Genomic DNA, 26776 nt, shown 5'->3' with positions numbered 1-26776 from the left:
TCACTCGTCCATGATGTGCTTGAGGCCGGCGCGGAAATAGTCGTAGCCGGTGTAGAGCGTGACCAACGCCGCGATCCACAGCAGCACCAGCCCGGTCTGGGTGGTCAGCGGAAAGATCTTGTCGCCGGCTGGTCCGGCCAAGAGGAACGCTATGGCGACCATCTGGATGGCGGTCTTCCATTTTGCCAGCTGCGTCACCGGCACCGAGACTTTCAGCGCCGCCAGATATTCGCGCAGGCCCGAGACGAGGATTTCGCGGCACAGGATGATGATCGCCGCCCACAACGACCAGCCGGCAATGCCCGCATGGCGATCGGTGTCCGCAGCCAGCAGCAGCAGGCAGGTGGCGACCAGCAGCTTGTCAGCGATCGGGTCGAGCATCTTGCCGATGTTGGAGGTCTGTTGCCAGGCGCGCGCCAGATAGCCATCCAGATAATCGGTGATCGAGGCGAGCAGGAAGATGATCAGCGCCGACCACCGGGCAAAGTCGCTCGACTTCAGATGTCCTTCGAGAAAAAAGCACAGCACCACCATCGGCACCGCGACGATGCGGGCGTAGGTGAGCATGTTGGGCAGGTTGAACGCGCGCTTGGCCATATCCGGGAAACTCTTTCTGCCTGCCTACTCAAATCAGAAGCGAATGTGGGGGGTCAACAGGCCAGATTCGACAGGCCAGATGAAAGTGCCAGATTTTTCAACTCTCGTGGAAGTGATTGTAGACCAGTTTCGCCACCTGCTCGGAAATCCCGTCGACTTTCCGCAGATCCTCGATGGCCGCGCGGCTGACCGCCTTGGCGGTGCCGAATGCCAGCAGCAATGCCCGCTTGCGGCCGGGACCGATGCCACTGATCTCATCAAGTGGGCTCTTGACCATTTCCTTCTTGCGGCGAGCCCGATGCGAGCCGATCGCGAAACGGTGAACCTCATCGCGCAGCCGCTGGACGAAATAGAGCACGGGGTCGCGGACCGGTAGGGAAAACGAGTCCCTGCCTTTGACGAAGAACCGCTCGCGGCCGGCATCGCGGTCCTGGCCCTTGGCGATGCCGATGGCAACCACGCGGTCCTCGATGCCGAGATCGGCGAGGATCTTGCGCACCGCGGTCATCTGGCCCTGGCCACCGTCGATCAGGATGACATCGGGCCAGGCCGGGAAGCTGCCGGAGATATCGTCCTCCATATCGTCTGCCGAACCGTCGGCTGCATCCCCAGCCGGGACATCGCCATGCTCCTTGAGCAACCGCGAAAACCGCCGTTCCATCACCTCGCGCATCATGCCGAAATCGTCGCCAGGCGTGATCTCGGTCGAGCGGATGTTGAATTTCCGGTACTGGTTCTTCACGAACCCCTCCGGTCCGGCAACGACCATGGCGCCGACGGCATTGGTGCCCATGATGTGCGAATTGTCGTAGACCTCGATGCGCACTGGCGGCTTCGGCAGGCCGAATGTCTCGGCGAAACCGGCAAGCAGGCGTCCCTGGGTGGAGGTTTCAGCCAGCCGGCGTCCGAGCGCTTCGCGGGCATTCTGCAAAGCGTTGTCGGTCAGGTCCTTCTTCTCGCCGCGCTGCGGCACGGAGATCGCGACCTTGCGGCCGGCGCGGGTGGAGAGCGCCTCGGCCAGCAGTTCCTGATCCTCGACGCCATGCGACAGAAGAATGTTCCGCGGCGTCGGCTTGTCGTCATAGAACTGCGCCAGGAACGAGCCCAGCACCTCGGCTGCTTCCAACGCCGGATCGGCCTTGGGGAAATAGGCGCGGTTGCCCCAGTTCTGGCCGGTGCGGAAGAAGAACACCTGGATGCAGACCTGGCCGCCTTCCTGATGGATGGCGAAGACATCGGCTTCGTCGACGGTCGCCGGATTGATGCCCTGGTGGCTCTGCACATGCGACAGGGCCGCCAACCGGTCGCGATAGATCGCGGCGCGCTCGAAATCGAGAGCTTCCGACGCCTGCTGCATGGCGGCCGAGATTTCCGTCTTCACCTTCTGGCTGCGGCCGGACAAGAAGTCCTTCGCCTCATTGACCAGCTCGGCATAGTCCTGGTGCGAGACCTCGCCGGTGCAGGGGCCGGCGCAGCGCTTGATCTGATAAAGCAGGCATGGCCGCGTGCGGTTCTCGTAGAACGAGTTGGTGCAACTGCGCAGCAGAAAGGCGCGCTGCAGCGAGTTGATGGTGCGGCCAACGGCACCGGCCGAAGCAAAGGGACCGAAATAATCGCCTTTGCGCGAGCGCGCGCCGCGATGCTTGTAGATGCCGGGCGAGACATGGTCGCCGGTCAAGAGGATATAGGGAAACGACTTGTCGTCGCGCATCAGGACGTTGAATCGCGGCCGCAAGCGCTTGATAAGATTGGCTTCGAGCAGCAGCGCTTCGATCTCGGTGCGGGTGACGACGAACTCCATCGTCGACGTTTCGCGCACCATGCGGCCGATGCGGGTGGTGTGGAAGCGGCCTTGCGCGTAGTTGGTGACGCGCTTCTTCAGGCTGCGTGCCTTGCCGACATAGAGCACATCGCCGGCAGCGTTCATCATGCGGTAGACGCCGGGCGCGTTGGGCAGCCGCTTGACCAGCGTCTGGATCACCTCGGCGCCGATCATGCCTTCCGCGTCGCCGGCATGCGGCGTCCAGTCGATGGCGGTGAAGGCGACATCGGGACCGACGGTTTCAACGATCTCCTCGACCGCCTCGTCCTCGAGGTCGATATCGGGGGGCAGATCGTCGGTGCCGCCGCGCGGCTTGCTTTTGTGGTCTATAGGACTCATTCCGTCATGCCTGTCACATCGGGCGTCTGCCACGCAAGATGCTGGCCGCCATCAAGCGCGATCATCTGGCCGGTGACCGAGCGCGCTTCCCAGAGATAGCGGATTGTGGCGCCGAATTCCGGCAATTCCGGGCCGCGCTTGAGGATCAGGCCATCGACTTGGGCTGCAAAATCGCTGTCGTCCTGACGCGCGTTCTTCAATGTCGGCCCCGGGCCGATGGCATTGACGCGGACGCGGGGACCGAGCGCTTGCGCCATCATCTGGGTGGCTGTCCACAGCGTCGATTTGGACAGTGCATAGGAGAAGTAGCGCGGCGTCGGCCGCCAGACGCGCTGGTCTATCATGTTGACGATCAGGCCCTCCTGCCCTGCCGGTAGTGCCCGGGCGAAATTCTGCGCCAGGAGCGCGGGCGCTTTCACATGGACGGCAAAGTGCCGGTCCCAGGCCCGCCAGTCGAAATCCAGAACCGAATCGTCCTCGAACAGCGACGCGTTGTTGACCAGCAGCGAGAGCGGCCCGAGCGCTGCTTGCGCCTCGCCGATAAGGTCATCGATGGCGTCCATATCGGTCAGGTCGGCGGCGACCACTGCGGCGCGGCCACCTCCGGCGATGATTTCGGCAGCCAACGCATCGGCCTCGCTGCGCGAGCGGCTGCAATGGATGGCGACGGCAAAACCGTGCGCGGCGAGATCCTCGACGATCGCCCTGCCGATCCGCCTGGCCCCGCCCGTCACCAGCGCCGTGACAGTGGCTTTGCTCATATCGTGTCAATCCTCAATTTCGGCCCGAAAAAGCAGTGCCGGCGAAATATGGCCCGGCATGCGTTAAATGGTGTTCGCACCTTGGGCAGCATTGTGGCGAAACGGCCGTTTGGGCATCTTGGCCCGCCCTGGACTCAGGCGTGCCCGACCGCAATATAGGGTGCTGGAGTCCTTGCACCAAGCGGTGTGCAGCGCAGCACGGGATGGTTCCTGCCATTTCGCTGTTGCGAAGATGCAACGTCAAGGTTCTGCCTCATTTGCGCCGGGGAATGACCCAAGTTCAGGTTCGCTTCAGCCGCATTTTGACACGACATTTGGAACCGACGAACGCCAGATCCGTTTCACCCCCCGGACGGGTCGATGGCGATCGTGAGAAACAAGCCTGTGTCCTGTGGCTTAAGGAGTAAAGAACAATGCAAGCCAATCTCAAATTCGCACGGCCGCTGGCCGTTGCGCTCGGGCTCTTCGCCCTCAGCGGAACTGCCTATGCTGCTGACGTGGTTTCGGAAGAGCCGCCGGCACCTGCGCCGATCGCTGAACTTCCCGTCGCTTCGTGGGCCGGACCCTACGCCGGTCTCAACGTCGGCTATGGCTTCAGCGGCCATACCAAGGAAAAGGATCTGGGTGTTGACAATGTTGACGTCGGCACCAAGGGCTTCGTCGGCAGCGTCTTCGGCGGCTATCAGTGGCAGCAAGAGAACTTCGTCTACGGCGCTGAAGCCGAACTCGGCTACAACGGCGTCAAGGGCGACGATTCTGGCGTCAATTCCAAGGCCGGCTTCGAGGGTTCGTTGCGAGCCCGTCTCGGCTATGCCGTGACCCCCGAAATCCTGCTCTATGGCACCGGCGGTCTCGCCGGAAGAAGCCTGAAGGTCGAAGACGACGTATACGGTTCGGACCGCGCCACGTTGCTCGGCTGGACCGCTGGTCTCGGCACCGACATCAAGCTGACCGACAATGTCTTCGGTCGCGTCGAGTATCGTTACACCGACTTCGGCAGCAAGAGCTTCGATGGCATCGGCAAGGTCAAGGCCACCGACAACCGCGTCACCTTCGGCGTCGGTATGAAGTTCTAAGTCGTTCAAGCCACGACACGAAAAAGCCGGGCCTCGCGCCCGGCTTTTTTTATGCTCGCGTGATTTCCGGGTAAATCTATTCGGGTAATGGGCGGTCAACCGGGAATGCAGGGCTTCAGTTCTGGAAACTTCTCGTCGAAGCGTGCCGCCCACCGCGTCAGCCGGGCGCGACCCTTCTCCCATTTCCCGGCAAAGCGCAGCGCGAGATAGCCAAGGCAGGCGCGCAGCGCCATCTGGCCGGCGGTGATCTTTTTCGGCAGCTTCGGCGGGTTTGCGTTGAGCAGGTCGAGTGCCGCCGTGATCTTCGCCCACTGGCGATCGAGCCAGGGCTGATAGACCATCTCCTCAGGCCGCGTGCGCCGTTCATAGACCATCGACAGCGCACAGTCGCAAATGCCGTCGGCCAATGCCTCCAGCACTTCCGCCTCGAGCCGCTTGTCGGGATTGCGTGGAAAAAGCGCGCTCTTCGACAAACGGTTGAGATGCTGGGTGATGGCGCGACTGTCATGGATGGAGCGACCGTCGTCGAGCACCAGAACCGGAATCTTGCCGAGCGGGTTGGCGATCATCAAGTCGGCCGGCTTCTCCTCGGTCTTGATCGGCACCAGATCGACAGCGATGCCGGCATAGGCTGCCGCCATTCGTACCTTGGAACTGTAGGGAGAAGACGACGCATAGAGCAGTCTGGGCATGATCCGTTTCCTGTTTTGCAGGCCGGCAGTGTTGACCGATCGGGCGCGATCGGGCAATGGCCAGAAGCGGAAAACCCAGCCGCCAGCGAGCGACGCAGCGGCCAGGGCCGTTTAGCGAGCGCTCCATGAAGACGGTGCTTCATCACCATGGTTGCCGGGATCGCGCGAAGCCGCCAGCCGACTGGCAAGACCGACGAGCCTCGCGCCGATGTTTCATCACCCGCATGAATGACACGAAAAAAGCCCCACCGGACTCCGCCCTATGGCGAAGTCCTGGGAGCTGCGAAAAGATATCCTCCGTCCGCCTCTGTTCTCGCCTTCCGACTGCCTAAACAACGAGCGGGGCGCCCTGTGAGGCACCCGCCCTTGACTGTTTCGGCACCGCCCCCGGCGAGGGAAGCGCGACTACTTCTTGCCGGCCTTCGCCGGCGCTGCCTTCGGCTTGGCCGCAGGTGCCGCTTTCTTCACCGGCGCTGAAGATTTCGCTGCCGCAGCCTTCTTTGCCGGAGCAGCCTTGGCAGCCGGCTTCTTGGCTGGTGCAGCCTTGGCAGCCGGTTTCTTGGCAGGTGCTGCTGCCTTCTTCGCTGCGGGTTTCGCCGCAGCTTTCGCTGCAGGCTTCTTGGCCGGTGCCGCCTTGGCAGCCGGCTTTGCCGCTGCCTTGGCGGGTGCCGCCTTCTTCACTGCCGGTTTCGCCGCAGCTTTCGCTGCCGGCTTCTTGGCCGGTGCTGCTTTTGCCTTGGCCGCCGCGGCCTTCGGCTTGGCAGCGGGTGCTGCTTTCTTCACTGCAGCTGCGACCTTTGCCGTTGCTGCTTTTGCGGGTGCTTTCTTTGCCGGTGCCTTGGACGCCGGCGCTTTGGATGACTGCTTAGCCATGCGATGCCCCTTCCTTTGTGCCGACGGCCGTAATGACCCGGCGCGCTCATGCATATCTGACTCGCGGCTTGCTAGCCAGCGAAGCAATAGACTGATTTTCGCAGCTTAAATTTCGGTTACGATCGGCACATGGTCGTGCTGATCGTCGCAGAAATTCACTTCTGATCTTCGACCATTGGCTAGAATGTGTCGCCGACATTCTCCACACTCCGCGGAAGCGCTCCTCTCGTGAAGCTCCGAAGATCAGCGAGCAGCTTTGCGTGTCGATCGTCGGCCGCCGATATCATGACCGCTGCCTCATCGGTGCGATCATCTCGTGCAGGCGGACGATCTATACTGCAATGCGACAGCCGATCGGTGCATCGTCTTGTCAAGCACGAACGCAGATCGGCCTGCTCGTGAATTGACAGATAACTCTACATGGCAGAGTATTCTGTACAGCATGCTGGAGCATTTCAATGTCGATCGCACAGGAGCAAGCGGCGCTGTCGCCGTTCGAGATTGCCAAGACGGTCCGCCACGGCGGCAGCATGGTTGTCGGCGGCCTCCGGCTTGGCTGCGCCGGAGCCAATCGATGAGTGCCGACGAAATCATCCACCAGAGCACTCGGCTCAGGATCATGGCGGCGCTGAGCATGCTGGAAAGGCGGCAAACGCTGGATTTCACCGGGCTGAAAGCCATCGTGGACGTCACCGACGGCAATCTCGGTGCGCATCTCGATACGCTGGCCAGGGCTGGTTATGTCGACATCGAAAAGCTGTTCGTCGGCCGCCGGCCGCAGACGCGCGTCAGGGCGACGACGAGCGGACGGCGCGCGTTCCGCGGCCATGCCGCATTCCTGCGCAAGATCCTCGATCAGGCCGAGGCGGCGGCGCGCAGGAAATAGCGTGATGACTGGGCAATCCGCTCAGCGCGCGGCAACAACGGCAACGCCGGCGCCGATCATCACACCGCCCGCCGCGCGGTTCACCCGGCGTACGATCCTTGGTGTGCGCAACAGGCTGCGGGCGCGACCGGCGAGGACGACATGACCGCCGATCACCACGACCTCGACGGCCACGATCACCATCATCAGCACACCGAGATGACCTGCGTCGAGCGATGCGCCGACGACGCTAGGCAACAGCGCAATGTAGAACAACGGCATTTTCGGATTGCCAAGATTGAGCGCGATGCCGGTGGCAAAAATCATCAACAGCCCTCGCTGTCCTGAGATGGGCTGCAGTTCGGGAATGACGGGCGCCGCCATCCACAGCCTGATGCCCGTCCAGACCAGATAGGCCGCTCCACCATAGCGAAGCACCGTCATGACGATCGCCGTCTTGGCGGCGACGATCGACAGGCCGAAGGCGGCGAGGATCAGGAAGATGAGGATGCCGACCACGGTGCCGGCACCGTAGGCGATGCCCGACGCGGCGCCATTGGAGATTGTGCGCGCGATGATCGTCATGTTGTCCGGACCCGGGCTGGCAGCGAACACGAAGAAGGCGGCCGCAAAGGCAAGCGAGGTCGCGAGATCCATGAAAACTCCCGAGGGTAATGCCGCTCTCGGAAGTCCAGACTAGCCGGTTTACCTGTCGGCGCCATCAGGAAAATCGAGAAACTGCGCGATGCGCATTCCCGTCACGGCTGATAGCCGAGGCAGATGGCGCCGAGCGCGACGATGGCGCAGGCGCCGACCCGCCGCGGCGTCAGCACCTCGCCGAGGAACAGGCGTCCGATGAAGGCCGCGAAGACGACGCTGGTTTCGCGGATCGCGGTGATCGGACCGGCCGGTCCGAGCGCGAAGGCCGCGACCACGACACCGTAGGCCAGAAGTGCAAACAGGCCGCCGCCCAGCGCCTTCCAGGTTTCCGGCGCACCCAGGTCGACTGTGAGCCGGCCACGGCAGGCGACGAAGGCCGCCGGCAGCAACGCGCCGTAGATCAGCAGCACCCATGCGGTATAGGCGCCGGCGTTTCCCGCCGCCCGAACGCCGAGCGCATCGACCGTCGCATAAGCGGCGATGATCGCTCCCGTTGCCAGCGCATAGAGTATCGATGTCGTGGCGGCCCTGCCCCTTCCGAGAGAAAGGCCCATGATGCCGCCCGCGACCAGCGCGACACCGATGGTCTGCGGCAGAGTGAGCTGCTGGTTGGCCAGGAAGAACCCGCCGAGCGTGACGAGCAGCGGCACGCTGCCGCGAACGATCGGATAGACCTGTCCCAGCTCGCCATATCTGTAGGCGGCCACCAGAAACAAACTGTAGCCAACCTGCAGGCAGGCCGAGAGCACAATGTAGGACCAGGCCGGCGCGGCCGGAACGGCGTGGAAGAAGGCTAAGGGGATGGCGAGCGCCGTACTGGAAAAGCTCATGACGGTGACGGTCCACAACCTGTCGGCCCCCGTGCGCAGGAACGCGTTCCAGGTTGCGTGCAGGATCGCCGCAAACAATGCGAGCCCGATGACCAGCGGGCTCATTGGGACTTACGCGAAGCAGCGACGATGCCCATGGCCGCCTTGCGGGCGTCGCGAATGGCGGCGTCGGCCGGCCCCATCTGCGCCAGCAAGGTCGCACCTTCGATCAGCATAAGCAGTGTCGCCGCCACGCTTTCGGCGCGGCCGCGCGGCATCATCTCTTCGAGGATAGACCGCATGCGCCGCTTGAGGCCGTTCTTCTGCCTGACAACGGCCTTGAAAACCGGATGCCCGGGATCGCCGAACTCGGCCAATGCATGAGCGAACAGACAGCCATGGAAATCGGCGCTGCGGAACCAGCGTGCATGCCAGTCAAAGATCCTTCCGATTTTCTGTTCCGGCGGAATGCCCTCCTGGGCGAGCCGGTCGAGCTGGCGGTCGAAACGCATAGCGCGATAGTCGAGCACCTCGACGATCAATTCGTCCTTGCTGGGGAAGTGGCGATACATCGTCATCTTGGCCACATCGGCTTCGGCGATGATCCGGTCGATACCCGTCGCATGGAAGCCGGCGCGCTTGAACAGCACGTAGGCCGTTTCAACGACGTGCTGGCGCTTATCGGAAACGGGCGATGGTGTCATGGCGCATACCGAGTGGTGAGACAGGTCTGTCTCATACATATGCGACGGATCGCGCCAGCTGTCAACGCGGCACGAAAAACGCCTGCAGCCGATCAAGCCACAGGCGCGAAAGAGATTGGAAGGGGAAACCGGGTTTAGCGCAGAATGCGGCAGCGGCCGTTGTAGACCATCCAGCGGTCGAAGCCCGAGACGCAGAATTCGACATTGTCGCCGATCGAGGCAAAGCCCTGGCCTTCCTCGATCAGGTACCAGATGGTGCGATCGCGGCCGTCGGACAGGCTGACGGTGGCCCCGCAATAACGGCGACCGATCGGCCAGGTATCGTCGGCCGCCAGATAGCGATGCTGGTGAATGCGCCGGAAATCGGTGATCTGCACATCAGGCAGATGCGGCACGTGATGCACCTGATAGGAAAAGCGGCTGGTGATCTTGTTCAGTACCCAAGGCTGACCGCAGACCCCGCTGTCTTCATCGGAATAGACCGTAAGATCGGCGGCCTGCACGGTCTGGGTGATACCGAGAGGCGCGGCAAGCTGGGTGCAGAGCGAAATCAGGGCGGCAAGAGCGGATTTGGCGAAGCGAGTCATGGCAGCCTCTCAAGGTCGATTGTGCGCACTGTGCGGATTCGCTCGGCGGCGGTCAAGCGGTTGCGTTGACAATGGTTTCCCAGTTTGAAACTGCTTTTCGACCAAAGCCGAATTTACACGGCACCGGAATGGCTCTGGCACGTTCATGTCCGGATCCAAAAGAGCGCGGGTCCCGGGTCGTCAATGAGCCCGCCTCAAGCCTGCTCGCCGGCCAGCCATTCCAACGACCAGTGCGCCGGCTGCCCCACCGCAAGCAGCCTGTGCAGGGCCGGCAGCAGCGTCCGCAGCTCGCCCTCCAGCGTGAACGGCGGATTGACCACCAGCAGACCGCTGCCGTCGAGGCTGGGTTCCGAAGAGGCCGGCCTGATCTCGAATTCGATGTCGAGCAGCTTCGGGATGCCCGATTGCTTCAGCGCCTTGCGGAAAGCGATGATCGCCTTGCGGTCCTTGATCGGATACCAGAGCGCGTAGATGCCGCCTGGCCAGCGCTTGTGCGCCCTTATGAGCCCGTCGACGAGGCGATCGAACTCACCCGCTTCCTCGAATGGCGGATCGATGAGAACAAGGCCGCGCTTCTCCTTCGGCGGCAGATGGGCGCCGAGCGCCAGCCAGCCATCGAGTTCGATGATCCGGGCCTGGAAATCGCCGGCAAAGAACGTCCTCAGCCTCGCGGCATCCTTGGGGTGCAGCTCGATCGCGGTCAGCCTGTCCTGCTTGCGCATGAGATGGCGCGCAATCAACGGCGAGCCCGGGTATTTCTGGATGCCACCCTCAGGGTTGAGCGACCGTATTGTCTCCAGATAAGGCGCGAGCAGTGCTGCCACCGGCGCGGCAAACGGGGCATCGATCAGCCTGCCGATGCCGCCTTGCCACTCACCCGTCTTCTGCGCTTCGGCCGACGACAGATCGTAGCGGCCAATGCCGGCATGGGTGTCGACGACCCGAAACGCCTTGTCCTTCTGCTTCAGATACTCGAGCAAGCGCGTCAGCACGACATGCTTGACGACGTCGGCGAAATTCCCGGCATGGTAAGCGTGGCGGTAGTTCATCGTCTTGTGCCGTTATGCATGTCGTTGTCCCAAAACCGCTGCACACTTTTGGGCGACATGCATCAGCCCCTGCCCCAGCGCGGCGGTGGCGGCTGAGAGTTCGGATTTTCCGGCCGACCGCCTCGAGTGCGCAAGGTCAGCAAAAATCCGATCAGGCCGATCGCCATCAGCGCGAAGCCGACCGGCCGTGCACGGCTGTCGATCTCGCCTGCGCCGGAGCGCAGGATGAGATCGACAGCCCGCATCGGTATGTCGTCGGCATCACCCGGTCCGACGGTGAAGATGTAGGGACCCGGGCTGACGGTCGCGATGACGCCGGCCTCGTCGCGAAAGATCTTGTCGGGCAGTTGCGGGCTGGCCTGGCGAGGATTGTCGGAATGGTTGAACTGCAGCGTCGAGGCGAGCACCGTGCGGCCATTGCTGGCGGCGGTCAGCGTCAGCACGGTGCGCTGCTGCGAGACGATGCGCTCGGCTCTTGCGGTCAGGTCGACCAGCACCCGCACCGGCGCATCGCGGCCGGAGAGCGGCACCGTCAGCGGCTTGAAACGGCCTTGCTCATAGACCCGCCAGGTGCCGATCTCGTGCCCGGAGAAATTGCTCATCGCCCAGGGATAGATGACACCGACGCCGGCGCCGACAAGCAGGATCAGGACAAACAGAAAGCGCATTCACATCACCATGGCGTATCGTAACCTTGCCAATAGCGCCCCGACGGCCAAAAGGCGATGGCCAGTTGCGGCAGCCACCCTGGAGGTGGACCGTGCGGGGTGCGAGCGCAACCAGCTTGGCGGCGTGGCTGCGCAACAATGCCGATAACGTTCTACCTATGCGCTCAAAAATTAAGCCGTGTATTTCGCGCGCCGCGCTGAATATTGCTGTCGGCTCATTCTTGGCCGTTCTTGCTGTCAGGTTTTGATTCTACCTCAAGGGACAGCTTGCCGCGTCCGGCAACATATTGACGTCGATCGAGCCAATATGCTGATTCGTAAACAGGATTTGCCTTGTGCGCCATGCTTCGGTCCGAGAGGCCGTAGCCGCTTTCATGATTAACCATTCGCGAGCGCATTTGGTTAAGGAATTGCTAATTTAGTTGACTATAATTTCCACAGGTATATTTTCGATGCGTTGGGATGTGCAATTTGGGCGAGCAATCGATGGTGACACCGGGCGTGTGATCGCGATTTCGGGGCGCGGAGAATGCTGAGCGGCAGCACGGAGGTTGTGTAGTCGCACCAGCTTCGCGAAAGCCAAGAACAATTGACGCACATCAGTGATGGCGGTTCCGCAGGAGGTTTGCCACGTTCTCAGGAACGTGGCCGGGCGATGCTTTGTCCCGGCCCGGCGGTAGCGTGTTCGGTGCGTATGAGGAAAGCATGACTAAGCTTGTCAAGGTTCTGAAACTGGAATCCGGCAGCCAAAAGGACGCCAGCCAAAGCCGACGACGCGCCCTTGTCGCCGGAGGAGCGGGATTTTTAGGTTCGCATCTGTGCGAACGTCTTTTGCGGGACGGATACGACGTTGTCGCGCTGGACAATTTCCACACCGGCAAAAGATACAATCTCAATGCCCTTCAGCGCAATCCGAGCTTCAGCTGCATCGAGCACGACATCGTCGATGCACTGCCTTCGGACCTTCAGTGCGACGAGATCTACAATCTCGCCTGCCCAGCCTCTCCGCCGCACTACCAGGCAGATCCGATCCACACCTTCAAGACAAGCGTGCTTGGCTCGCTGAACCTTCTGGAACTCGCGCGACAGAACAAGGCCAAGATATTCCAGGCCTCGACGTCCGAAGTCTATGGCGATCCCTTCGTGCATCCACAGCCCGAGAGCTACTTCGGCAACGTCAACACGCACGGGCCGCGCTCCTGCTACGATGAAGGCAAGCGCTCGGCCGAAACCCTGTTCTTCGATTATTCGAGAACCTATGGTCTCGATATTCGTGTCGCCCGCATTTTCAACACCTACGGTCGCCGCATGCAGCCCGACGATGGACGTGTGGTTTCGAACTTCATCGTCCAGGCGCTGCGCGGCGAGGACCTGACCGTCTATGGCAGCGGCCAGCAGACGCGCTCCTTCTGCTATGCCGACGACCTGATCGAGGGCTTTATCCGGCTGATGAATGCGCCGAACGCGCCCGCCCACCCGGTCAATCTCGGCAACCCTGCCGAATTCACCATCATGGAACTGGCGACGCTGGTCGTCGATTACACCAACGCCCGATCGAAGATCGTGCATCGGCCGCTGCCCGTCGACGATCCCAGGCAACGCAAGCCGGACATCTCCTTTGCCAGGGCCAATCTCGGCTGGGAGCCGAAAATCAGCTTGAGCCAGGGGCTCGCGCGTACCGTCGAGTATTTTGATACCCTGCTCTACGGAAGTCACACCGCCAGAGGAGCTGCTGCTTCATGAGCCGGCCGGCGGTCCTGGTGACGGGTGGAGCCGGCTTCATCGGCAGCCACACCTGCAAGCAGTTGGCCGCCGCCGGCTACATGCCGGTGGTTTTCGACAATCTGAGCCGCGGCAATGAGAGATCCGTCGCCTGGGGGCCGCTTGTCGTCGGCGATATCCGGGATCGGGATGCACTGCGGCGGGCGATGGAAACGCACCGGCCGACGGCCGTGATCCATTTTGCTGCGCTGGCCTATGTCGGAGAGTCCGTTCGCGAGCCGGCCGAATATTATTCGACCAATGTGACAGGCACCATCGCGGTGCTCGATGCCGCACGCGCGAGTTCGATCGAAAACATCATCTTCTCCAGCAGCTGTGCGACCTACGGCGTGCCGGAGGCGTTGCCGGTTCGCGAGACCTCCTCGCAAAATCCGATCAGCCCCTATGGGCGCACCAAGCTGATCGGCGAACAGATCATCGGCGACTATGCGTCCGCGTACGGAATGAAATTTGCGATCCTGCGCTATTTCAATGCTTGTGGCGCCGATCCCGATGGCGAGCTCGGTGAGTGGCATTCGCCGGAAACCCATCTGGTTCCCAGAGTGCTCATGGCCGCATCGGGCATCATCGACGCGATCGAGGTTTTCGGCACCGACTACGACACGTCGGACGGCACTTGCGTAAGGGATTATATCCACGTCACCGATCTGGCCCGCGCCCACCTGAAAGCGCTCATGCATCTCGAGGGTGGCGGGCGAAGCCTTGCGGTCAATCTCGGCACAGGGCGAGGCGTCTCCATCAAGGAGATTGTCAAGGCGGTCGGCCGAATGACGTCGAGGCCGGTTCCGGCAGTGTTCAGGAGCCGACGCCCCGGAGATCCGGCGGAGCTCTACGCCGACCCGGGAAGCGCACGCGAACATCTTGGCTTTGTGCCGGAGCTTTCAGACATCGATACGATTGTCAGGACGGCCGCTCCCTTTTTCGGACTGAAGACCAGGCCCATGAAACTGCCGCCAGTGAGGGCGGCAGCGCCGGTCGTCGCCCGACGGGTCAGAGATAGCGGGGGTGACAGCTCGCGCGCTGGCCAAATCCGCTAGGGCTGCAGATATAAGGCGAGCCGCCCGAGAACGTGCTGCCATCGCCCGGATTGAACGAGATGTTCACCGGCGCCGGCGTGCTGGCTTTGATCCGTTGCGGCGGTGCAAAGGCGTAGGCACTTTCGGTCCCTATTGTGCTTGTCATCTGGATCGGAAGGTCGGCCCGGAGCGAGCGCACGAGAAATCTGGCCTGCACGGGCTGGACCGCGGGCTGACTGCGGACCGGGTGGACGATGGGCCTGATAAGGACCGAACCGGTTTCAGTTGCGTCCATACCTTGACAACCTGCAACCATAGAGCTCAGCGCCACAGCCGCGGCAATAGACACGACATTCTTGCTTGAGCGAAATACGCTCGCGGAATTTCTCATCCTCTGTCCCTTGCTATCAAGTATAAGCCAGGGGCGCATTGCGACATACTATACTTGGGCCGCTTCCACGCCGCATGAGTGACCACTCGCACATCACACGTTATATTAGATATCACTAATTATTAAATTTCATCAAAACCGTATGGCAGGCCATCGTCTTGTCGTCCGGGTGATGCAATTGAATGCGATTAAATGCGATCGGCGCGCCGATCGCGCCTGCCGAGCCACTCAACCATAAGCGATTCGCGGGTTCCACAACAGGCGCACGGGGAGAACAGCCAGGCCATCTCAGCGCGGCCGGAAGCGGCCTACTTTTTGGCATCGACCAGCTTGCGGGTCACTTCGAACTGCGCGCCCTTGGTGTCGCCTGCTTCGAATTTCTTGTATTCGTCGGAAGGATCCTCGGGAGATCGCTTGAAACCGTACCATTCCCCGTCCGGATCCTTGCGTTGCTCGATATTCCGGCCCTGAATGCGGTGGCTGTAGCAGGTGCGGTGCTGCTCGCCGGTGTAGCCCTTCGATCGCCAGGCGAGCTCCATGCACATCTTGCCGTCCTTGGTCACCAGCCATCTGCCCTCCGCGACAGACGCGGTGTCCTGCCCGGACGTCCAGGCCTGGAGACGTCGATTGCCCTGCGCGAAAAAGGCCGCGCCGTTTTTCCATATCCATGTGCGGTCGGCATAAAGAAGCTGCAGCTCGTAGGCAGTTGGAGCCGGTGCGATGACCGTTCCCGCTGGTCTGCCGTCTTTGGCGGCAGCCGCATGCGCCGTTCCCGAAAGCGCCGTCTGGCCGCAGAGGGCCAGGAGAAACATGAGTTGCATACAACTTGCGAACCGACAATGTTTGCGTCGACGGTCGACACCATGCGGTGGCAATCCGTTCAGAGCTGTCAGTACAATTGGCGTTCGCATGCCCGTTTTGCCCAAGATAGCACTATCATCGCTCTGACAGCCGTATGAACTATTTAACAGTCGCGAGAACGGTGATGTCAACCTTTGCGAGCGGACGGACAACAACCGTTCCAGATGTGCGCATCCCGCTGTCGTCAAAATTAAGAAATGTGTCATATGCTCTGCCAACTCTGACAATCGCACTCAAAAGCAACATCCGCAGACGTGAGGGAGGACGCGGTTTCAAATGGCGGGCGACCCGGAATTGAACCAGGCCGAAGGTCAGCAATACCGGCAGCAGTCGACCGTCCGGGAAACGACTGCTCGCAATACCGTGAGCCTCAACATGGCGATCTTGCTGGGGATACTGTTCATTGCGATCCTGTTCAGGTTCCACAACATAACCTTGCCGCTGGTCGATGCCTTCAGCTGGCGCGAAACAAGTACCGCGATGATGGCCGACAATTTCCAGCAGCGCAGCTGGAACATCTTCTTCCCCGAGGTCAGCTGGACCGGGCCCGGGCCAAGCTATCAGGGCCGCGAGTTCCAGATCGTCAGCTATCTGACCGCCATACTCTACCAACTCTTTGGCTGGCACGACTGGTTCGGCCGCATGATTGCGGCCCTTTTCGGCTTGGTGACGGTGTTTTCACTGCACAGACTAACGGCGTTATGCTGGGGCGAGACGCACGCCCACGCCGCGGCACTTGCCTATGCGCTGATGCCGGCGGCGATCATGATCGACAGCTCGTTTCTTCCCGACCCCTCGATGCTGGCTCTGGTAACCTTGGGCGTCTGGCTTTTCACGAAATACTGGACGGGAGGCAGCGCGTGGCTGCTCCCTTTCGCCACAGCCAGCTTTTCCCTCGGTGTGCTTGCAAAACCACCGGGTTTGGCTGCTGGAGGCGTCATATTCTATCTGATGGTTTGCTGGCTTTTGCAAAATCGGCGAAAGCATGCGGCCAAAGTATTCATAAGCGGACTGGTCAGCCTGTTCGTCATCGGCGCCTACTACAGCTGGGCCATTTATCTCGGGCGAACCTATCCGCCCTTTCATGTCGCGGGCAGCGGATACATCTGGGATTCTGGATTCTGGACGTTTTTCACCAACGATTTCTATTTCAAATCTGTTTGGAACACGTCGGTCTGGTGGTTTTATGGCTATCCGTTCATGATTTTGATGGCGGTCGGATTCTGGATGCCGCCCCAGCCAGTCGCGGAATCGAAAGAACGCGCTCTTTCGGCCATACCTTTCATATGGCTTGCAGCGGCCTCTGTTGTTTATCTCGCTGCGGCACGTGAGATCACGACCAATCCATGGAACTATCATATATTCCATGTGCCATTTGCGATGTTTTGCGGCCGTGGCGCGGTCGTCCTGGCGACGCTTGGAGCCAAAACCGTTCCGTCTCCTGGGATAATTCTGCGGTCGATTTGCATCGTGGCCGCTATGCTTGTCTGGTCGACTTTTCCCCTCGTCCGGACGATGAAGGCGCCCTTCGCCATGAATGGAAAGTTGCTTGGCGACGAGCTGGCGCGCAGGGCCCAACCTGGCGATCTTGTCGTGGCCATCGCTCCGGAGGTGGGAGATCCCGTCGCAGTCTATTACAGCAGGGCGCGCGGGTGGGTGTTTCCGCCTGGTGGCGGCGACGTGGAGTGGTCCAGGTTCGTCGAGGACGATGCCATCGCGATAGCACAGCTTGAGGAACTTCGCACGCAAGGCGCGGATTGGTTCGGCGTGGCAAAGGATGCCGAAGACAGTCAGAAACGGCCGTTCATCGAGCATCATGACGGGGTGATCGACTATCTCAACAAGATCGGGACCAAGCGGCTGGATTCGGACAACCTCCTGATTTATGAAATCAGCCGGCCTTGATCTGGTCAGGCCGTTGGGCTTATGGGCTGGGGATCAGGCAAACGTTGGAAATCCGGCGACGGTCAGCGACCTTGCCGACCCGCCCTCGCCTGCCCAACGCAGCAAGCTAAGCGAGACAAGCCGGCCAGCAACGTCAAATATCTCTACGGCTGGCGGAATTCGACGGTTGCGACCGGAGGAATTGTTGAAACGAGCGATTTCGATCATTGTGACGCTGGCCCTGCTGGCCTGGCTCGCCAGCGACTCGCGCTGGCGCATGGTCGGCGACGCCTTTGCCCGCATCACGCCCGGCACCTTCGCCGTGGCGACGATCGCGTTCTTCGCCACCTATGTCTTGCGTGCGCTGCGCGTCTGCGACGAGTTCCGCGACGAGGTGCATGGCCGCTTCGGCGCCTGCCTGCGCGTCATTCTGATCCACAATGCGATGATCAACGTCGTGCCCTTTCGCGGCGGCGAGACGGCCTTTCCCCTGCTCCTGCGCCAGGTCTTCGGCATACCGATCATGCGCGCCAGCGCCTCACTGCTGTGGTTCAGGCTGCAGGACGCCTTCGTCGTCTGCGTGCTGGCCCTGGCGGTGTGGCCGGGCCTGCATCCGGCGATTAGGATTGCGGGCGGGGCCGTCTTGATCACCGCCGCCTGGTACCTGCCGCGCTGGGCGCGTGCGCCGCATGACTGGGCCGGCCGCGGCAAGATCGTGGCGAAGCTCGGCAAGCTCCGAGATGTGTTCACCGAAGCAACCGGGCGCTCGCGCTATGGCTGGTGGTGGACGATCGCGAACTGGTCCCTGAAGCTCACTGTGCAGGGATGGTTGTTGGCAATGCTGCTGGGGACATCCTTTTCGACCGCCTTTCCAGGCGTCGTTGGGGCCGAAGGAGCCGCCATACTGCCGGTGCAAGGCGTCGCCGGCTTCGGCACCTATGAAGCGGGAGCAGCGGCGGCGCTGCTCACCTCCGGAATCACGATGAAGAATGGCTTGCAGGCGGCGCTGGCGCTGCACCTGTTCATCTTCTGCTCGGCAATCGCCACGGGTGCGATCGCCTGGCTGTTTCCCTCGAAATCGACGCTGCCGGGAAATCCGGCTGTCGGACCTGCAAGGAAGCCATCCCAATGAACGTATTGCCCATCCCTGCTTCGGGACTGCCTGACGGCGCGGTAATGCCGAACCATACGCTGTCCATCGTCGTCCCCATGTACAACGAGGCCGAAAACGTCGAGCCGCTGCTGGCACGGATCCACCAGGCGATGGAAGGCTACGACCAGCCCTGGGAGGTCGTGCTGGTCGATGACGGCAGCACCGACGCGACGGTGAGCGAGATCAGGCGCCTTGCAGCGCATTACGGCTCGCATGTGCATGCGGTCGAGCTCGTGCGCAACTACAAGCAGACCGCCGCGATGCAGGCCGGCATCGACGCGGCGCGCGGCGACGTCATCGCCACGATCGACGGCGACCTGCAAAATGATCCCTACGACATCCCACGCATGGTCTATCGCCTGCTGAGCGAGGATCTCGACCTGGTGGTCGGCTGGCGCAAGGACCGCCAGGAAGGGTTTTTCATGCGCAGGCTGCCCTCGCGCATCGCCAACGCGCTGATCGCGCGCGTCACCGGCGTGCGCCTCAAGGATTATGGCTGCAGCCTCAAGGTCTATCGCGGCAACGTCATCCGCAGCGTCAAGCTCTATGGCGAGATGCACCGCTTCATCCCGGCATGGCTGGCCACGGTGACGACCCCCAGACGCATCGCGCAGGAGGTGGTGACGCACCACGCCCGCATCCACGGCCAGTCCAAATACGGCATTTCGCGCACCTTCAGGGTCGTGCTCGATCTGGTGTTCATGTACTTCTTCATGCGCTATCGCACACGGCCGGGACATTTCTTCGGCGGCATCGGCATCGTGCTTGGCGCGCTGGGTTCGCTGATCCTTGCCTACCTGCTTTGCCTGAAGCTGTTTTTCGCCGAAGACATCGGAACACGCCCGATGCTGTTCACCGGCTTCTTCCTGCTCATCGCCGGGGTGCAGATGGTGACGTCGGGCGTGCTGGCGGAAATGCTGGCACGCGTCTATCACGAGGCGAACGGAGCATCGGCCTATGTCGCGCGGCTACGGCCGCCGGCCGGCGACAATGACGGCTGGCACGCCCCGGGCCGACCATCGTGACCTGATCGGAATGCCACGGAGGTCCGCGCCTAACGAACGCATGGCGGTCGGAGGGCAAGAGGCAAAGCGCAACGTCTGCGCAAACCCCTCGCCCTCCACTCGCGCCCCCCGGCAAAGACCCGGCAGCAGTCAAATCGCCGCGCTTCAGGTCTGATGGTTCAGTAACGCGAACGGCAGCTGGCGCGCTGGCCGAAACCGCTTGGACCACATATCCAAGGCGAATGACCCAGCAGCGGGCCGCCATTGCCCAGACTGTAGGAGACCTTCACCGTCGCCGGCCTGCCGACCCGCTGCGGCCGCACGAAGGCCGCATAGGCCTCCTCCCTCGTACGCGTCACGTTGGTCATCTTGGTGAGCGGTTTGCGGTTGATCAGATGCAGCCGCTTGTCCTTGGCGTAGTGCACCCTCTGGCCGAGCGAATGAACCACGGGCTTGGTGCCGATCGAGCTCGTCTTGGTGGCATCCATGCTTTGGCAACCGGACATCATCGAGATCAATGCAACCGCGGCAAATGCACAGGCATGTTTCTTGCCGAGCCTTGCCCCTCTTTCCATTATTTTGTTCATCGCTATCCCCTGCCATGAAATACAAGTCGCTGGAGCGCGGAGATATATTGCTCTTATTTGCTTTCCGCACCACGCGAGTGACCCATCGCCACTCACATCATGGGCTGTATATTAGGGGAGACTTATTAAATATCATGCAAACGATATGATGAGCGCGGTCTTTCGGCACTCGACCGGATATTATTAAAATTTGACCTTTTGGGCTCGTGCCTGGCCCTGCTACAGCTTGCCGGCCGGCTATCAAGGCAAATGCGGTTCAGGGGAGTTGTTTGCGCACGGACGCCTGTCGGCGTCAGCGTGGCGGATTCCAGGCGGGGTCAAGATGGAATGTGCGGGTTCCGCTCCCGCCGCGCCCGGCTCCGGAAACCGGGTAGGCCACGCTGACGATGCGCATACCGCCTGCCCCCTGCTGGAGCCCATATATGCCTTCCAGGCCGCGGTCACAGAACGCGGCGCCCGGGACGAAGAGCGCAACGCCAGCGAGCGAGGCCTGCAAGGTGAGTTTCGCGGCATTGCAACGCAACGAAATTTTGTTCTCCACGAGGTGCCTGGTGATGATCACGACCACAAGCAATCCGTAGACGAACGCATTGAAGGCAGCGAACCAGTAGAAGCCGGTGGCGTCCGAGGCGCGGTCTACAAGAAGGACCGGCAGCGAAGCTCCCATTGCAAGCACCACATAGGGAACAATAACGCGGGCAGGCAGCAGGTTTTTCGGGCCACTGCCCTTGGGGGTAACGCGAAAATCGACGAACGACTTGGTCAGATAATCGCGGATCGACGACAGCGTGCCCGCCAGCACCCACGGCCAACGAGCGAAGAATGAGAACAACATTCCCTCCCAACTGATCGTCTTGGCGGTCAGTGGGCGCGACAGCCCGAAGGACTTCAACAGCATCACCAGCACAATCAGCGAAATCGAGTTCGGCGCATAGTGTAGAAGGAAGTCAATATACGTCACATTGGCGAAATTCTGACCCGTAAGAAGTGCGTATATCGGCATGATGTACATGAGAAGCGAAAATACGGCGAAAAGCGGATACCAGAGCTGGCGAAACAGGAACTGGAATTTCAGCCGTGGCGATACCTTGGAAAGGTATATGGGCGAGTATTCGAGCATGATCGTCATCAGGCTCCGCGACCACTGGAACTCTTGCGTGACAAGATCGGCAAAGGTTTGCGGGCCGTCGCCATGGGCAATGGCGTCTATGGCATGCACACCGCGCCAACCAGCCGCAATGAACAGCATGGACGTCGAGTGATCTTCGGCCAGTTCCGGGCCAAGGCCGCCGACCTGCTTGAGCGCTGCGGTTCTCACGGCATAGTGCGAGCCGATGCAGAGCGGCGTTCCGTCGCCCGTGTGGCCGGACTGCAAAGGTCCGTGGAACATCCCTTCCGGGAACAGCCGGCCGCGTGCCGACCAGCTTTCAGCGGCATTGTTGTCGCATATGCTCGGCGCCGATACATAGCCAACCGCCGGATCGGCAAAGGCGACCAGGATTTCCCTGAGATAGGTTGGTGTCGGGACGTGGTCCGCGTCCATCTGAGCGACGAAGTGATAGCGTTCATAACCATAGTGGTCGTAGAAGAAGGCCAGGTTTCCCTCTTTGCAGCGCGTCCGGCGGGGCCACACCTTGCGGTGATAATCTTCCCGCCCGCGCCGCGTCGAAATCATGACGTTATGGGCATCGCACCAGGCAATCGTTTCCTCGGACGGGTCCTCGTCGGCCAGCCAGGTATCATGCGGACAGTCCTGCGCCAGCATTGCCTCGAGGGTTCGCGCAACCACGGAAAACGGCTCTGACGGAGCCTTGGTCACCACCATCGCGACACGCGAATGCTTCGGGATCGTGTGAAGCCTGGACGGCTTTTTCATCGCATGCACGTTCAAGAGAAAATACATCGGCATGAATGTCAGCCATACGAGCGTCAATGTCGCCAGCATGTATGGGATGACGTGTTCGATGTGCCCGGGCTGCAGCCACCAGAACCAGAAAAATCCGAACGTTACCGACCAGCAGGCAAGTCCCAGCTTCCAGATCCGCTTCTGGGCGGCCGACAGCACGGGCACCAGAAAAGGAGGCTTCTCCGCCGCCTTCCCCGGAGCTGCCCCACGCCCCCGTTTCGGCATGGTCTTACTGCCGATGATCCCCACGTCCGCGGAAACACTCATACACTTAACGCCGCCACCCGAGCATCAGCCAAACGACGGCCGATGAGCCTAACCCAGCAGCAGAATCCGCTCAGGCATCCTTAGAGTCAACTAAATTAGTTATTTCTTAACTACGGTTCTTCAGAACTGGTTAAGGATAGTCCGGTGGAACAGTTTCCACCGACCAGCACGTGAACGATGAGCCGCAAATTTTTCAGCGCTGGAGAATTCGCCGATGGGCCAAAGCTGTCCGGCAAGGATCGAACTTTGAGAGCAGCGTTAACCATGTCGCGCGCACATGGTTAAGCAACCGTTAATTGCACTTGACTCTTGGTCGCGACCGGCTCTTAAATTAGCCAGGGATGATATATCGGGATATTGACGCGAATTTGTGAGTATCGCGGCGAACTTTCTCTCGAGCGCCCCCTGTATAGGGCCTTGAGAGATAATTTTTTGGGTGGCTCTGTGTCAGGTTTCGCACATCCGCCAACGGGTCGCTCCGAAATCCCGCAGATTCTGCCAAATAGAGCCGATCGGTTTTGGGTAATCGTGTCGATCAAGCATCGATGCGCACGGGCGAAGCCTTAACTTCCGCAAGAGGTTGGGGCCATGGGAGATCGACATGAAACACTCCACAGTAAAAGCACTTGCAATCGCGCTGGCATTGGGCGGAAGCGCCGCGTTCCCCACGGCAGGAGGCGCTGGCTCAGTAGCCGCGACGGACCCCGTCCAGACGAGCAGCGCCGCCTCGGCGTTCGGATCCTACGATCCCTACGGCGACTTCAGCGCCGACAAGAGCGCCAGCATCGAAGAGCTGTTCCTGCCCTGGGAAGACGTCGATCTGTCGACGCTGCCACTCGCCGACGCCTATGCGCTGCAGCGCGGCCGTTCGCTGCTGATCACGGTTGAGCCGTGGACCTGGTCCAAGGACTGGCGCATCACCCCGCCCGAATTGCGCGACGGCATTTTGAGCGGCAAATATGACGCCAACATGCAGGCGATCTGCGACCTGGTGGGACAGATGAAGAGCCCGGTGACCATTCGCTGGGCGCAGGAAATGGAAGACAAGAACGGCCGCTTCACCTGGGCCAACTGGGCTCCCAAGGACTGGATCTCCGCTTACAAGCGCGAAGTCGACATCTGCCGCAAAGCTGCCCCCGCAGCCAAGTACATGTGGTCGCCCAAAGGCGAAGAGGGTTTGGAAAAATACTACCCCGGCGACGACTATGTCGACGTCATCGGCCTGTCGGTGTTCGGTCTGCAGAAAAAAGATGATGACGAGACCGGCCGCGACCGCACCTTCGCTGAGCTGCTGAAGCCCGGCTATGACCGCGTTGCAGTGTTCAACAAGCCGATCATCGTTGCGGAACTCGGCTATGTCGGGAAGCAGGACTATGTCTCGAAATGGCAGGAAGATTCCCGCAAATCCTACGCGGAGTTCCCGGCGCTGACTTCGGTTGTCTACTTCAACCAGAAGGAAGTGTGGCCGTGGCTGGGTGGCTATGGTCTGCCCGACTGGAGGGTGACCCAGCACGTCCTGCCGTAGACGCATCGTGCTGATCGACCCCGACGCGATCGGGATCGACTTCCAATCTCCTTGTTTGATCGTGATCCATCCCGAACCAGCGGTTCGGGATGAGGATTGAGGCGTGGCGTAAATCAGTCTGTGGAGAAGTTTCGTGAAGCGGGTAGTGGGAAATTATCTTGGAGCGGCATTCGCCTGCTCCGTTCTTGTTCTTGCCTTCCAGGCTCCTGCGACAGCCAAGACGGCGATGAAAATCGCCGAGCAGGCTCAAGAGGCCACAGCGGTTCCTGACGAAGGCGTCTACCAGATCTATCAGAACCATTCGTGGCTGTGGGGCAAGAAGGGCGCCGGCTTCTTTGCCGTCAAGCAGAGACAGTTCGAGTCCTGGACCCACGACAAAGGCAAGTCGGGCTATGGCGACGGCATGTGGTTCATTCCCGGCGGCGGCAAGCTGTGCTGGCGTGCGCAATGGCACGGTTCCTGGGGCGTGAAGGGCTCGATGACCTGCTTCGAGCACCGCCAGGCTGGCAAAGTAATCTACCAGCGCAAGGCTCCGGATGGCGACTGGTATGTTTTCAAGAGATTGAAACACGGCGACTACGTCACCCGGAAACAGAACCGGATCAAGGCAAGACTGTAGGATCGTGTCATCCGCCACAAGCGGCTGGTCTACGCCTTGCGCTCCCAGCGGCGATCTGGCGTCTGTTGCCAGTAGGTGACGTCGTGGCCAGCGCTCTTCATCACCTTCCAGTGTCCTCGCGCCGCCTCGAGCTGGGCGGCATCGTGGCCATCGAACAGGAACACCGCGCGCTCGTAGCCGCCAAGGTCAGGCGGCACCGCGCCGTCGACCAGGAACCTTATCTTGGCGTCGTTGGGATTGCCGTCGCCGGTGGTCAACAGAATCGGCTGTTCGCCGGGATGAGCCTCACGATCGGTTGCGTGCGCCAGGAACGAATCGTCGCGGAAGGTCCAAAGATGCTGGTCGAGCGCATCGCGGCGTTCCTCGGTGCCTGTCTGCACCACGGCGCGCCAGCCACGGTCGACGCTGCGCTCCAGGAGGCCTGGCAGCGCATCCTCCAGCGTCGATTCGGTCAGGTGGTAGAACAGAACGTCGGCCATCGCTTCAGCCTATAGTGATCGAACCCGTTCACTGCTCATAGTTATCGCGCACCAGCCGGTCGAGCAGCCTGACGCCGAAACCGGAACCCCACGACTGGTTGATCTCGTTCGACGGCGCCCCCATCGCCGTGCCGGCTATGTCGAGATGAGCCCATGGCGTGTCCTTGACGAAGCGCTGCAGAAACTGCGCCGCGATGGTGGCGCCGCCAAAACGGCCGCCGATGTTCTTCATGTCGGCGTTCTTGGAATCGATCAGCTTGTCGTATTCGGCGCCGAGCGGCATGCGCCACAGCCGTTCCTGAGTCGCCTGCCCCGCCACCGACAATTTTTCGGCCAGTTCGTCATTGTTGGAAAACAGGCCGGCATAATGTTGGCCGAGCGCCACCATGATGGCGCCGGTCAGCGTCGCCAGATTGACCATGAATTTCGGCTGGAAGCGGTCGTTGCAGTACCACAACGCATCGGCCAGCACGAGGCGGCCCTCGGCGTCGGTATTGAGCACCTCGATGGTCTGGCCCGACATCGAAGTGACGATATCACCGGGACGCTGGGCATGACCGTCGACGGCATTTTCGACCAGTCCGATGATACCGACGACATTGGCTTTCGCCTTGCGGGCCGCCAGCGCATGCATCAGGCCGGTAACGGCGGCGGCGCCGCCCATGTCGCCCTTCATATCCTCCATGCCCGAGGCCGGTTTTATGGAATTGCCGCCGGTGTCGAAAGTGACGCCCTTGCCGACGAAGGCGATCGGGCTGTCCTTCGGCTTGCCGCCGTTCCACTGCATGATCGCCATGCGGGCGCCGCGTGGCGAGCCTTGCGCGACACCGAGCAGCGAGCCCATGCCGAGCTTCTTCATTTCCTTCTCAGCCAATATCTCGACCTTGACGCCGAGTGCCTCGAGTTCCTTGGCGCGGGCAGCGAACTCGACCGGCCCAAGCACGTTTGCCGGTTCGTTGACGAGGTCGCGCGCCAGAAGGACGCCGTCGATCACCGCCTCGGCATCGGCGAAGGCCTTCTTCGCAGCGGCCGGATCGGCGGTATGGATGGTCACCTTGACCGGCTTCTTCGGCTCTGCCTTGCCGTCGTCCTTATCCTTCCTGGTCTTGTACTTGTCGAAGGAATAGCTGCGCAGGAGAATGCCCGCGGCAAGGCTTGCCGCGTCCTTCGCGCTCGGCGAGGCGCCGACCACATCGAGGATCACCGCTACCTCGGTCGCCTTGCGCAGCGACGCGGAAACGGTGCCGCCAAGCTTCAACCACGCATATTCGTCCAGTCCCGACACCTTGCCGGTGCCTATCGCCACCAGTCTGTCGAGCGACGCTCCCTGCGGGGCCAGAACTTCCACCGTGCTGGCGAACTTGCCCGTGAACTCAGCCACGGGAAAAGCCCGCTCCAGTGTCTTGCCGGGATCACCGGCCTTGGCGACGTCGCTGAGGCCGCCCTCATCCGCCGCGAGCACGAAGACCGTGCCCTTCTTGTTCACCGCGCTCTGGGACCCGGAAAATTTGGCGAAGGCGATCGACGGTCTTTGATTCATCATGTCCTGCTTTCAGGGAATGCGCGACTTTTGGGGAAGCTGTTCGAAACGATGCGCGACATTTGGTCGTTTTCCGGCATTTGGCAAGACTTTGCCGAATTGGCATCCCATATGACCTATGGAATCGATGACGATTCGTCGCGGCACGGCCCCGCTTTTTGCCGCAACTTGTTGTTAACCATCGATGTTCGCCCTTTCTTATCCATTCCCGCCGACACTCCGCCCAGCCGGGGGGCGTGATGTGGGACAGAACCCGGATA

26 protein-coding genes are annotated in these 26776 nt (G+C 61.2%); 10 read left to right on the top strand and 16 right to left on the bottom strand.

Going from position 1 to position 26776, the window contains the following annotated elements; genetic code table 11:
- From pgsA to A4R29_RS09750, 3 genes are all read right to left on the bottom strand, one after another.
- Positions 1–597: a CDP-diacylglycerol--glycerol-3-phosphate 3-phosphatidyltransferase gene (pgsA, locus tag A4R29_RS09760; RefSeq protein ID WP_013532480.1), complete on the bottom strand. Its 597-nt coding sequence runs from the start codon at positions 595–597 to the stop codon at positions 1–3.
- Between the two features lie 97 nt (positions 598–694).
- Complete coding sequence (gene uvrC, locus A4R29_RS09755; RefSeq protein WP_063171807.1) at positions 695–2758, bottom strand: excinuclease ABC subunit UvrC; 2064 nt, start codon at positions 2756–2758, stop codon at positions 695–697.
- Positions 2755–3519, bottom strand: a complete 765-nt coding sequence (locus A4R29_RS09750) for an SDR family oxidoreductase (protein ID WP_063171806.1) — start codon at positions 3517–3519, stop codon at positions 2755–2757. Before A4R29_RS09750 ends, uvrC begins: the two co-directional genes overlap by 4 nt.
- A 413-nt stretch (positions 3520–3932) precedes the next feature.
- Between A4R29_RS09750 and A4R29_RS09745 the strand changes: the two genes are divergently transcribed.
- On the top strand, positions 3933–4595 hold the full coding sequence (locus A4R29_RS09745; protein ID WP_013532483.1) for an outer membrane protein: 663 nt from the start codon (positions 3933–3935) through the stop codon (positions 4593–4595).
- A gap of 95 nt (positions 4596–4690) precedes the next feature.
- Here the strand turns inward: A4R29_RS09745 and A4R29_RS09740 are convergent, their stop codons facing one another.
- Both A4R29_RS09740 and A4R29_RS09735 read right to left on the bottom strand, forming a co-directional pair.
- Entirely contained in the window at positions 4691–5287 is a 597-nt protein-coding gene (locus A4R29_RS09740; RefSeq protein WP_013532484.1) for a glutathione S-transferase family protein, read from the bottom strand.
- Positions 5288–5692: 405 nt separating this feature from the next.
- Positions 5693–6160 (bottom strand): hypothetical protein, encoded by a 468-nt coding sequence (locus A4R29_RS09735; RefSeq protein WP_063167706.1) that lies wholly within the window; start codon positions 6158–6160, stop codon positions 5693–5695.
- A gap of 574 nt (positions 6161–6734) precedes the next feature.
- Between A4R29_RS09735 and A4R29_RS09730 the strand changes: the two genes are divergently transcribed.
- Positions 6735–7046: a transcriptional regulator gene (locus A4R29_RS09730; RefSeq protein ID WP_013532486.1), complete on the top strand. Its 312-nt coding sequence runs from the start codon at positions 6735–6737 to the stop codon at positions 7044–7046.
- 21 nt (positions 7047–7067) lie between these two features.
- On the opposite strand, the gene A4R29_RS09725 is transcribed toward A4R29_RS09730, so the two are convergent.
- The 6 genes from A4R29_RS09725 to A4R29_RS09700 form a co-directional block, all read right to left on the bottom strand.
- Entirely contained in the window at positions 7068–7682 is a 615-nt protein-coding gene (locus A4R29_RS09725) for a LysE family translocator (RefSeq protein WP_063171805.1), read from the bottom strand.
- 101 nt (positions 7683–7783) lie between these two features.
- Entirely contained in the window at positions 7784–8620 is an 837-nt protein-coding gene (locus tag A4R29_RS09720) for a DMT family transporter (RefSeq protein WP_063171804.1), read from the bottom strand.
- Entirely contained in the window at positions 8617–9198 is a 582-nt protein-coding gene (locus tag A4R29_RS09715) for a TetR/AcrR family transcriptional regulator (protein ID WP_024504299.1), read from the bottom strand. Before A4R29_RS09715 ends, A4R29_RS09720 begins: the two co-directional genes overlap by 4 nt.
- Before the next feature lie 134 nt (positions 9199–9332).
- A complete protein-coding gene (locus A4R29_RS09710) occupies positions 9333–9785 on the bottom strand; it encodes a hypothetical protein (RefSeq protein ID WP_063171803.1) in 453 nt (150 codons plus the stop codon).
- 194 nt (positions 9786–9979) lie between these two features.
- The gene (locus tag A4R29_RS09705) at positions 9980–10834 is read right to left on the bottom strand and encodes a 23S rRNA (adenine(2030)-N(6))-methyltransferase RlmJ (protein ID WP_063171802.1); all 855 of its coding nucleotides are present in this window, start codon (positions 10832–10834) and stop codon (positions 9980–9982) included.
- 62 nt (positions 10835–10896) lie between these two features.
- The gene (locus A4R29_RS09700) at positions 10897–11502 is read right to left on the bottom strand and encodes a hypothetical protein (RefSeq protein ID WP_063171801.1); all 606 of its coding nucleotides are present in this window, start codon (positions 11500–11502) and stop codon (positions 10897–10899) included.
- A gap of 705 nt (positions 11503–12207) precedes the next feature.
- Between A4R29_RS09700 and A4R29_RS09695 the strand changes: the two genes are divergently transcribed.
- Together A4R29_RS09695 and galE are read left to right on the top strand one after the other, a co-directional pair.
- Positions 12208–13245: a UDP-glucuronic acid decarboxylase family protein gene (locus A4R29_RS09695; RefSeq protein ID WP_024504301.1), complete on the top strand. Its 1038-nt coding sequence runs from the start codon at positions 12208–12210 to the stop codon at positions 13243–13245.
- On the top strand, positions 13242–14321 hold the full coding sequence (galE, locus tag A4R29_RS09690; RefSeq protein ID WP_063171800.1) for a UDP-glucose 4-epimerase GalE: 1080 nt from the start codon (positions 13242–13244) through the stop codon (positions 14319–14321). Before A4R29_RS09695 ends, galE begins: the two co-directional genes overlap by 4 nt.
- A 678-nt stretch (positions 14322–14999) precedes the next feature.
- Here the strand turns inward: galE and A4R29_RS09685 are convergent.
- Positions 15000–15617, bottom strand: a complete 618-nt coding sequence (locus A4R29_RS09685) for a DUF995 domain-containing protein (protein WP_244506937.1) — start codon at positions 15615–15617, stop codon at positions 15000–15002.
- 211 nt (positions 15618–15828) lie between these two features.
- On the opposite strand from A4R29_RS09685, the gene A4R29_RS09680 reads away from it, so the two are divergent.
- The 3 genes from A4R29_RS09680 (at position 15829) to A4R29_RS09670 (ending at position 19614) form a co-directional block, all read left to right on the top strand.
- Positions 15829–17457, top strand: coding sequence for an ArnT family glycosyltransferase (locus tag A4R29_RS09680; protein ID WP_063171799.1), 1629 nt, complete (start codon positions 15829–15831; stop codon positions 17455–17457).
- Between the two features lie 184 nt (positions 17458–17641).
- Positions 17642–18568, top strand: a complete 927-nt coding sequence (locus A4R29_RS09675; protein WP_063171798.1) for a lysylphosphatidylglycerol synthase transmembrane domain-containing protein — start codon at positions 17642–17644, stop codon at positions 18566–18568.
- Positions 18569–18612: 44 nt separating this feature from the next.
- Positions 18613–19614 carry a glycosyltransferase family 2 protein gene (locus A4R29_RS09670; RefSeq protein ID WP_198327664.1) on the top strand — a complete coding sequence of 334 codons (1002 nt, stop codon included), beginning with the start codon at positions 18613–18615 and terminating at the stop codon, positions 19612–19614.
- Positions 19615–19772: 158 nt separating this feature from the next.
- Here A4R29_RS09670 and A4R29_RS09665 read toward each other — a convergent pair whose 3' ends face one another.
- Positions 19773–20180, bottom strand: a complete 408-nt coding sequence (locus A4R29_RS09665) for a hypothetical protein (RefSeq protein WP_013532500.1) — start codon at positions 20178–20180, stop codon at positions 19773–19775.
- Positions 20181–20472: 292 nt separating this feature from the next.
- Positions 20473–22353, bottom strand: a complete 1881-nt coding sequence (locus A4R29_RS09660) for a glycosyltransferase family 2 protein (RefSeq protein WP_082827363.1) — start codon at positions 22351–22353, stop codon at positions 20473–20475.
- Positions 22354–22954: 601 nt separating this feature from the next.
- Between A4R29_RS09660 and A4R29_RS09655 the strand changes: the two genes are divergently transcribed.
- Complete coding sequence (locus A4R29_RS09655; protein ID WP_013532502.1) at positions 22955–23878, top strand: glycoside hydrolase family 26 protein; 924 nt, start codon at positions 22955–22957, stop codon at positions 23876–23878.
- Between the two features lie 133 nt (positions 23879–24011).
- The gene (locus tag A4R29_RS09650) at positions 24012–24497 is read left to right on the top strand and encodes a DUF995 domain-containing protein (protein WP_013532503.1); all 486 of its coding nucleotides are present in this window, start codon (positions 24012–24014) and stop codon (positions 24495–24497) included.
- 29 nt (positions 24498–24526) lie between these two features.
- Here the strand turns inward: A4R29_RS09650 and A4R29_RS09645 are convergent, their stop codons facing one another.
- Both A4R29_RS09645 and A4R29_RS09640 read right to left on the bottom strand, forming a co-directional pair.
- Positions 24527–24976 (bottom strand): DNA polymerase III subunit chi, encoded by a 450-nt coding sequence (locus A4R29_RS09645; protein WP_013532504.1) that lies wholly within the window; start codon positions 24974–24976, stop codon positions 24527–24529.
- 28 nt (positions 24977–25004) lie between these two features.
- Positions 25005–26516: a leucyl aminopeptidase gene (locus A4R29_RS09640; RefSeq protein WP_027162710.1), complete on the bottom strand. Its 1512-nt coding sequence runs from the start codon at positions 26514–26516 to the stop codon at positions 25005–25007.
- Between the two features lie 30 nt (positions 26517–26546).
- On the opposite strand from A4R29_RS09640, the gene A4R29_RS34095 reads away from it, so the two are divergent.
- On the top strand, positions 26547–26756 hold the full coding sequence (locus A4R29_RS34095; RefSeq protein ID WP_145923749.1) for a hypothetical protein: 210 nt from the start codon (positions 26547–26549) through the stop codon (positions 26754–26756).
- Positions 26757–26776: the final 20 nt, after the last annotated feature.

This window comes from Mesorhizobium ciceri biovar biserrulae (genome assembly GCF_001618845.1).
Classification (GTDB): Bacteria; Pseudomonadota; Alphaproteobacteria; order Rhizobiales; family Rhizobiaceae; genus Mesorhizobium; species Mesorhizobium ciceri.
The sequence above is the reverse complement of the archived record's forward strand: the minus strand, read 5'-3'. Positions and strand labels throughout refer to the sequence as shown.

What these genes read in the sequence shown, in the direction of transcription:
- pgsA (WP_013532480.1), bottom strand. Translation starts at nt 597, where the DNA reads ATGGCCAAGCGCGCGTTCAACCTGCCCAACATGCTCACCTACGCCCGC.
- uvrC (WP_063171807.1), bottom strand. Translation starts at nt 2,758, where the DNA reads ATGAGTCCTATAGACCACAAAAGCAAGCCGCGCGGCGGCACCGACGAT.
- A4R29_RS09750 (WP_063171806.1), bottom strand. Translation starts at nt 3,519, where the DNA reads ATGAGCAAAGCCACTGTCACGGCGCTGGTGACGGGCGGGGCCAGGCGG.
- A4R29_RS09745 (WP_013532483.1), top strand. Translation starts at nt 3,933, where the DNA reads ATGCAAGCCAATCTCAAATTCGCACGGCCGCTGGCCGTTGCGCTCGGG.
- A4R29_RS09740 (WP_013532484.1), bottom strand. Translation starts at nt 5,287, where the DNA reads ATGCCCAGACTGCTCTATGCGTCGTCTTCTCCCTACAGTTCCAAGGTA.
- A4R29_RS09735 (WP_063167706.1), bottom strand. Translation starts at nt 6,160, where the DNA reads ATGGCTAAGCAGTCATCCAAAGCGCCGGCGTCCAAGGCACCGGCAAAG.
- A4R29_RS09730 (WP_013532486.1), top strand. Translation starts at nt 6,735, where the DNA reads ATGAGTGCCGACGAAATCATCCACCAGAGCACTCGGCTCAGGATCATG.
- A4R29_RS09725 (WP_063171805.1), bottom strand. Translation starts at nt 7,682, where the DNA reads ATGGATCTCGCGACCTCGCTTGCCTTTGCGGCCGCCTTCTTCGTGTTC.
- A4R29_RS09720 (WP_063171804.1), bottom strand. Translation starts at nt 8,620, where the DNA reads ATGAGCCCGCTGGTCATCGGGCTCGCATTGTTTGCGGCGATCCTGCAC.
- A4R29_RS09715 (WP_024504299.1), bottom strand. Translation starts at nt 9,198, where the DNA reads ATGACACCATCGCCCGTTTCCGATAAGCGCCAGCACGTCGTTGAAACG.
- A4R29_RS09710 (WP_063171803.1), bottom strand. Translation starts at nt 9,785, where the DNA reads ATGACTCGCTTCGCCAAATCCGCTCTTGCCGCCCTGATTTCGCTCTGC.
- A4R29_RS09705 (WP_063171802.1), bottom strand. Translation starts at nt 10,834, where the DNA reads ATGAACTACCGCCACGCTTACCATGCCGGGAATTTCGCCGACGTCGTC.
- A4R29_RS09700 (WP_063171801.1), bottom strand. Translation starts at nt 11,502, where the DNA reads ATGCGCTTTCTGTTTGTCCTGATCCTGCTTGTCGGCGCCGGCGTCGGT.
- A4R29_RS09695 (WP_024504301.1), top strand. Translation starts at nt 12,208, where the DNA reads ATGACTAAGCTTGTCAAGGTTCTGAAACTGGAATCCGGCAGCCAAAAG.
- galE (WP_063171800.1), top strand. Translation starts at nt 13,242, where the DNA reads ATGAGCCGGCCGGCGGTCCTGGTGACGGGTGGAGCCGGCTTCATCGGC.
- A4R29_RS09680 (WP_063171799.1), top strand. Translation starts at nt 15,829, where the DNA reads ATGGCGGGCGACCCGGAATTGAACCAGGCCGAAGGTCAGCAATACCGG.
- A4R29_RS09670 (WP_198327664.1), top strand. Translation starts at nt 18,613, where the DNA reads ATGCCGAACCATACGCTGTCCATCGTCGTCCCCATGTACAACGAGGCC.
- A4R29_RS09665 (WP_013532500.1), bottom strand. Translation starts at nt 20,180, where the DNA reads ATGAACAAAATAATGGAAAGAGGGGCAAGGCTCGGCAAGAAACATGCC.
- A4R29_RS09660 (WP_082827363.1), bottom strand. Translation starts at nt 22,353, where the DNA reads ATGAGTGTTTCCGCGGACGTGGGGATCATCGGCAGTAAGACCATGCCG.
- A4R29_RS09655 (WP_013532502.1), top strand. Translation starts at nt 22,955, where the DNA reads ATGAAACACTCCACAGTAAAAGCACTTGCAATCGCGCTGGCATTGGGC.
- A4R29_RS09645 (WP_013532504.1), bottom strand. Translation starts at nt 24,976, where the DNA reads ATGGCCGACGTTCTGTTCTACCACCTGACCGAATCGACGCTGGAGGAT.
- A4R29_RS09640 (WP_027162710.1), bottom strand. Translation starts at nt 26,516, where the DNA reads ATGAATCAAAGACCGTCGATCGCCTTCGCCAAATTTTCCGGGTCCCAG.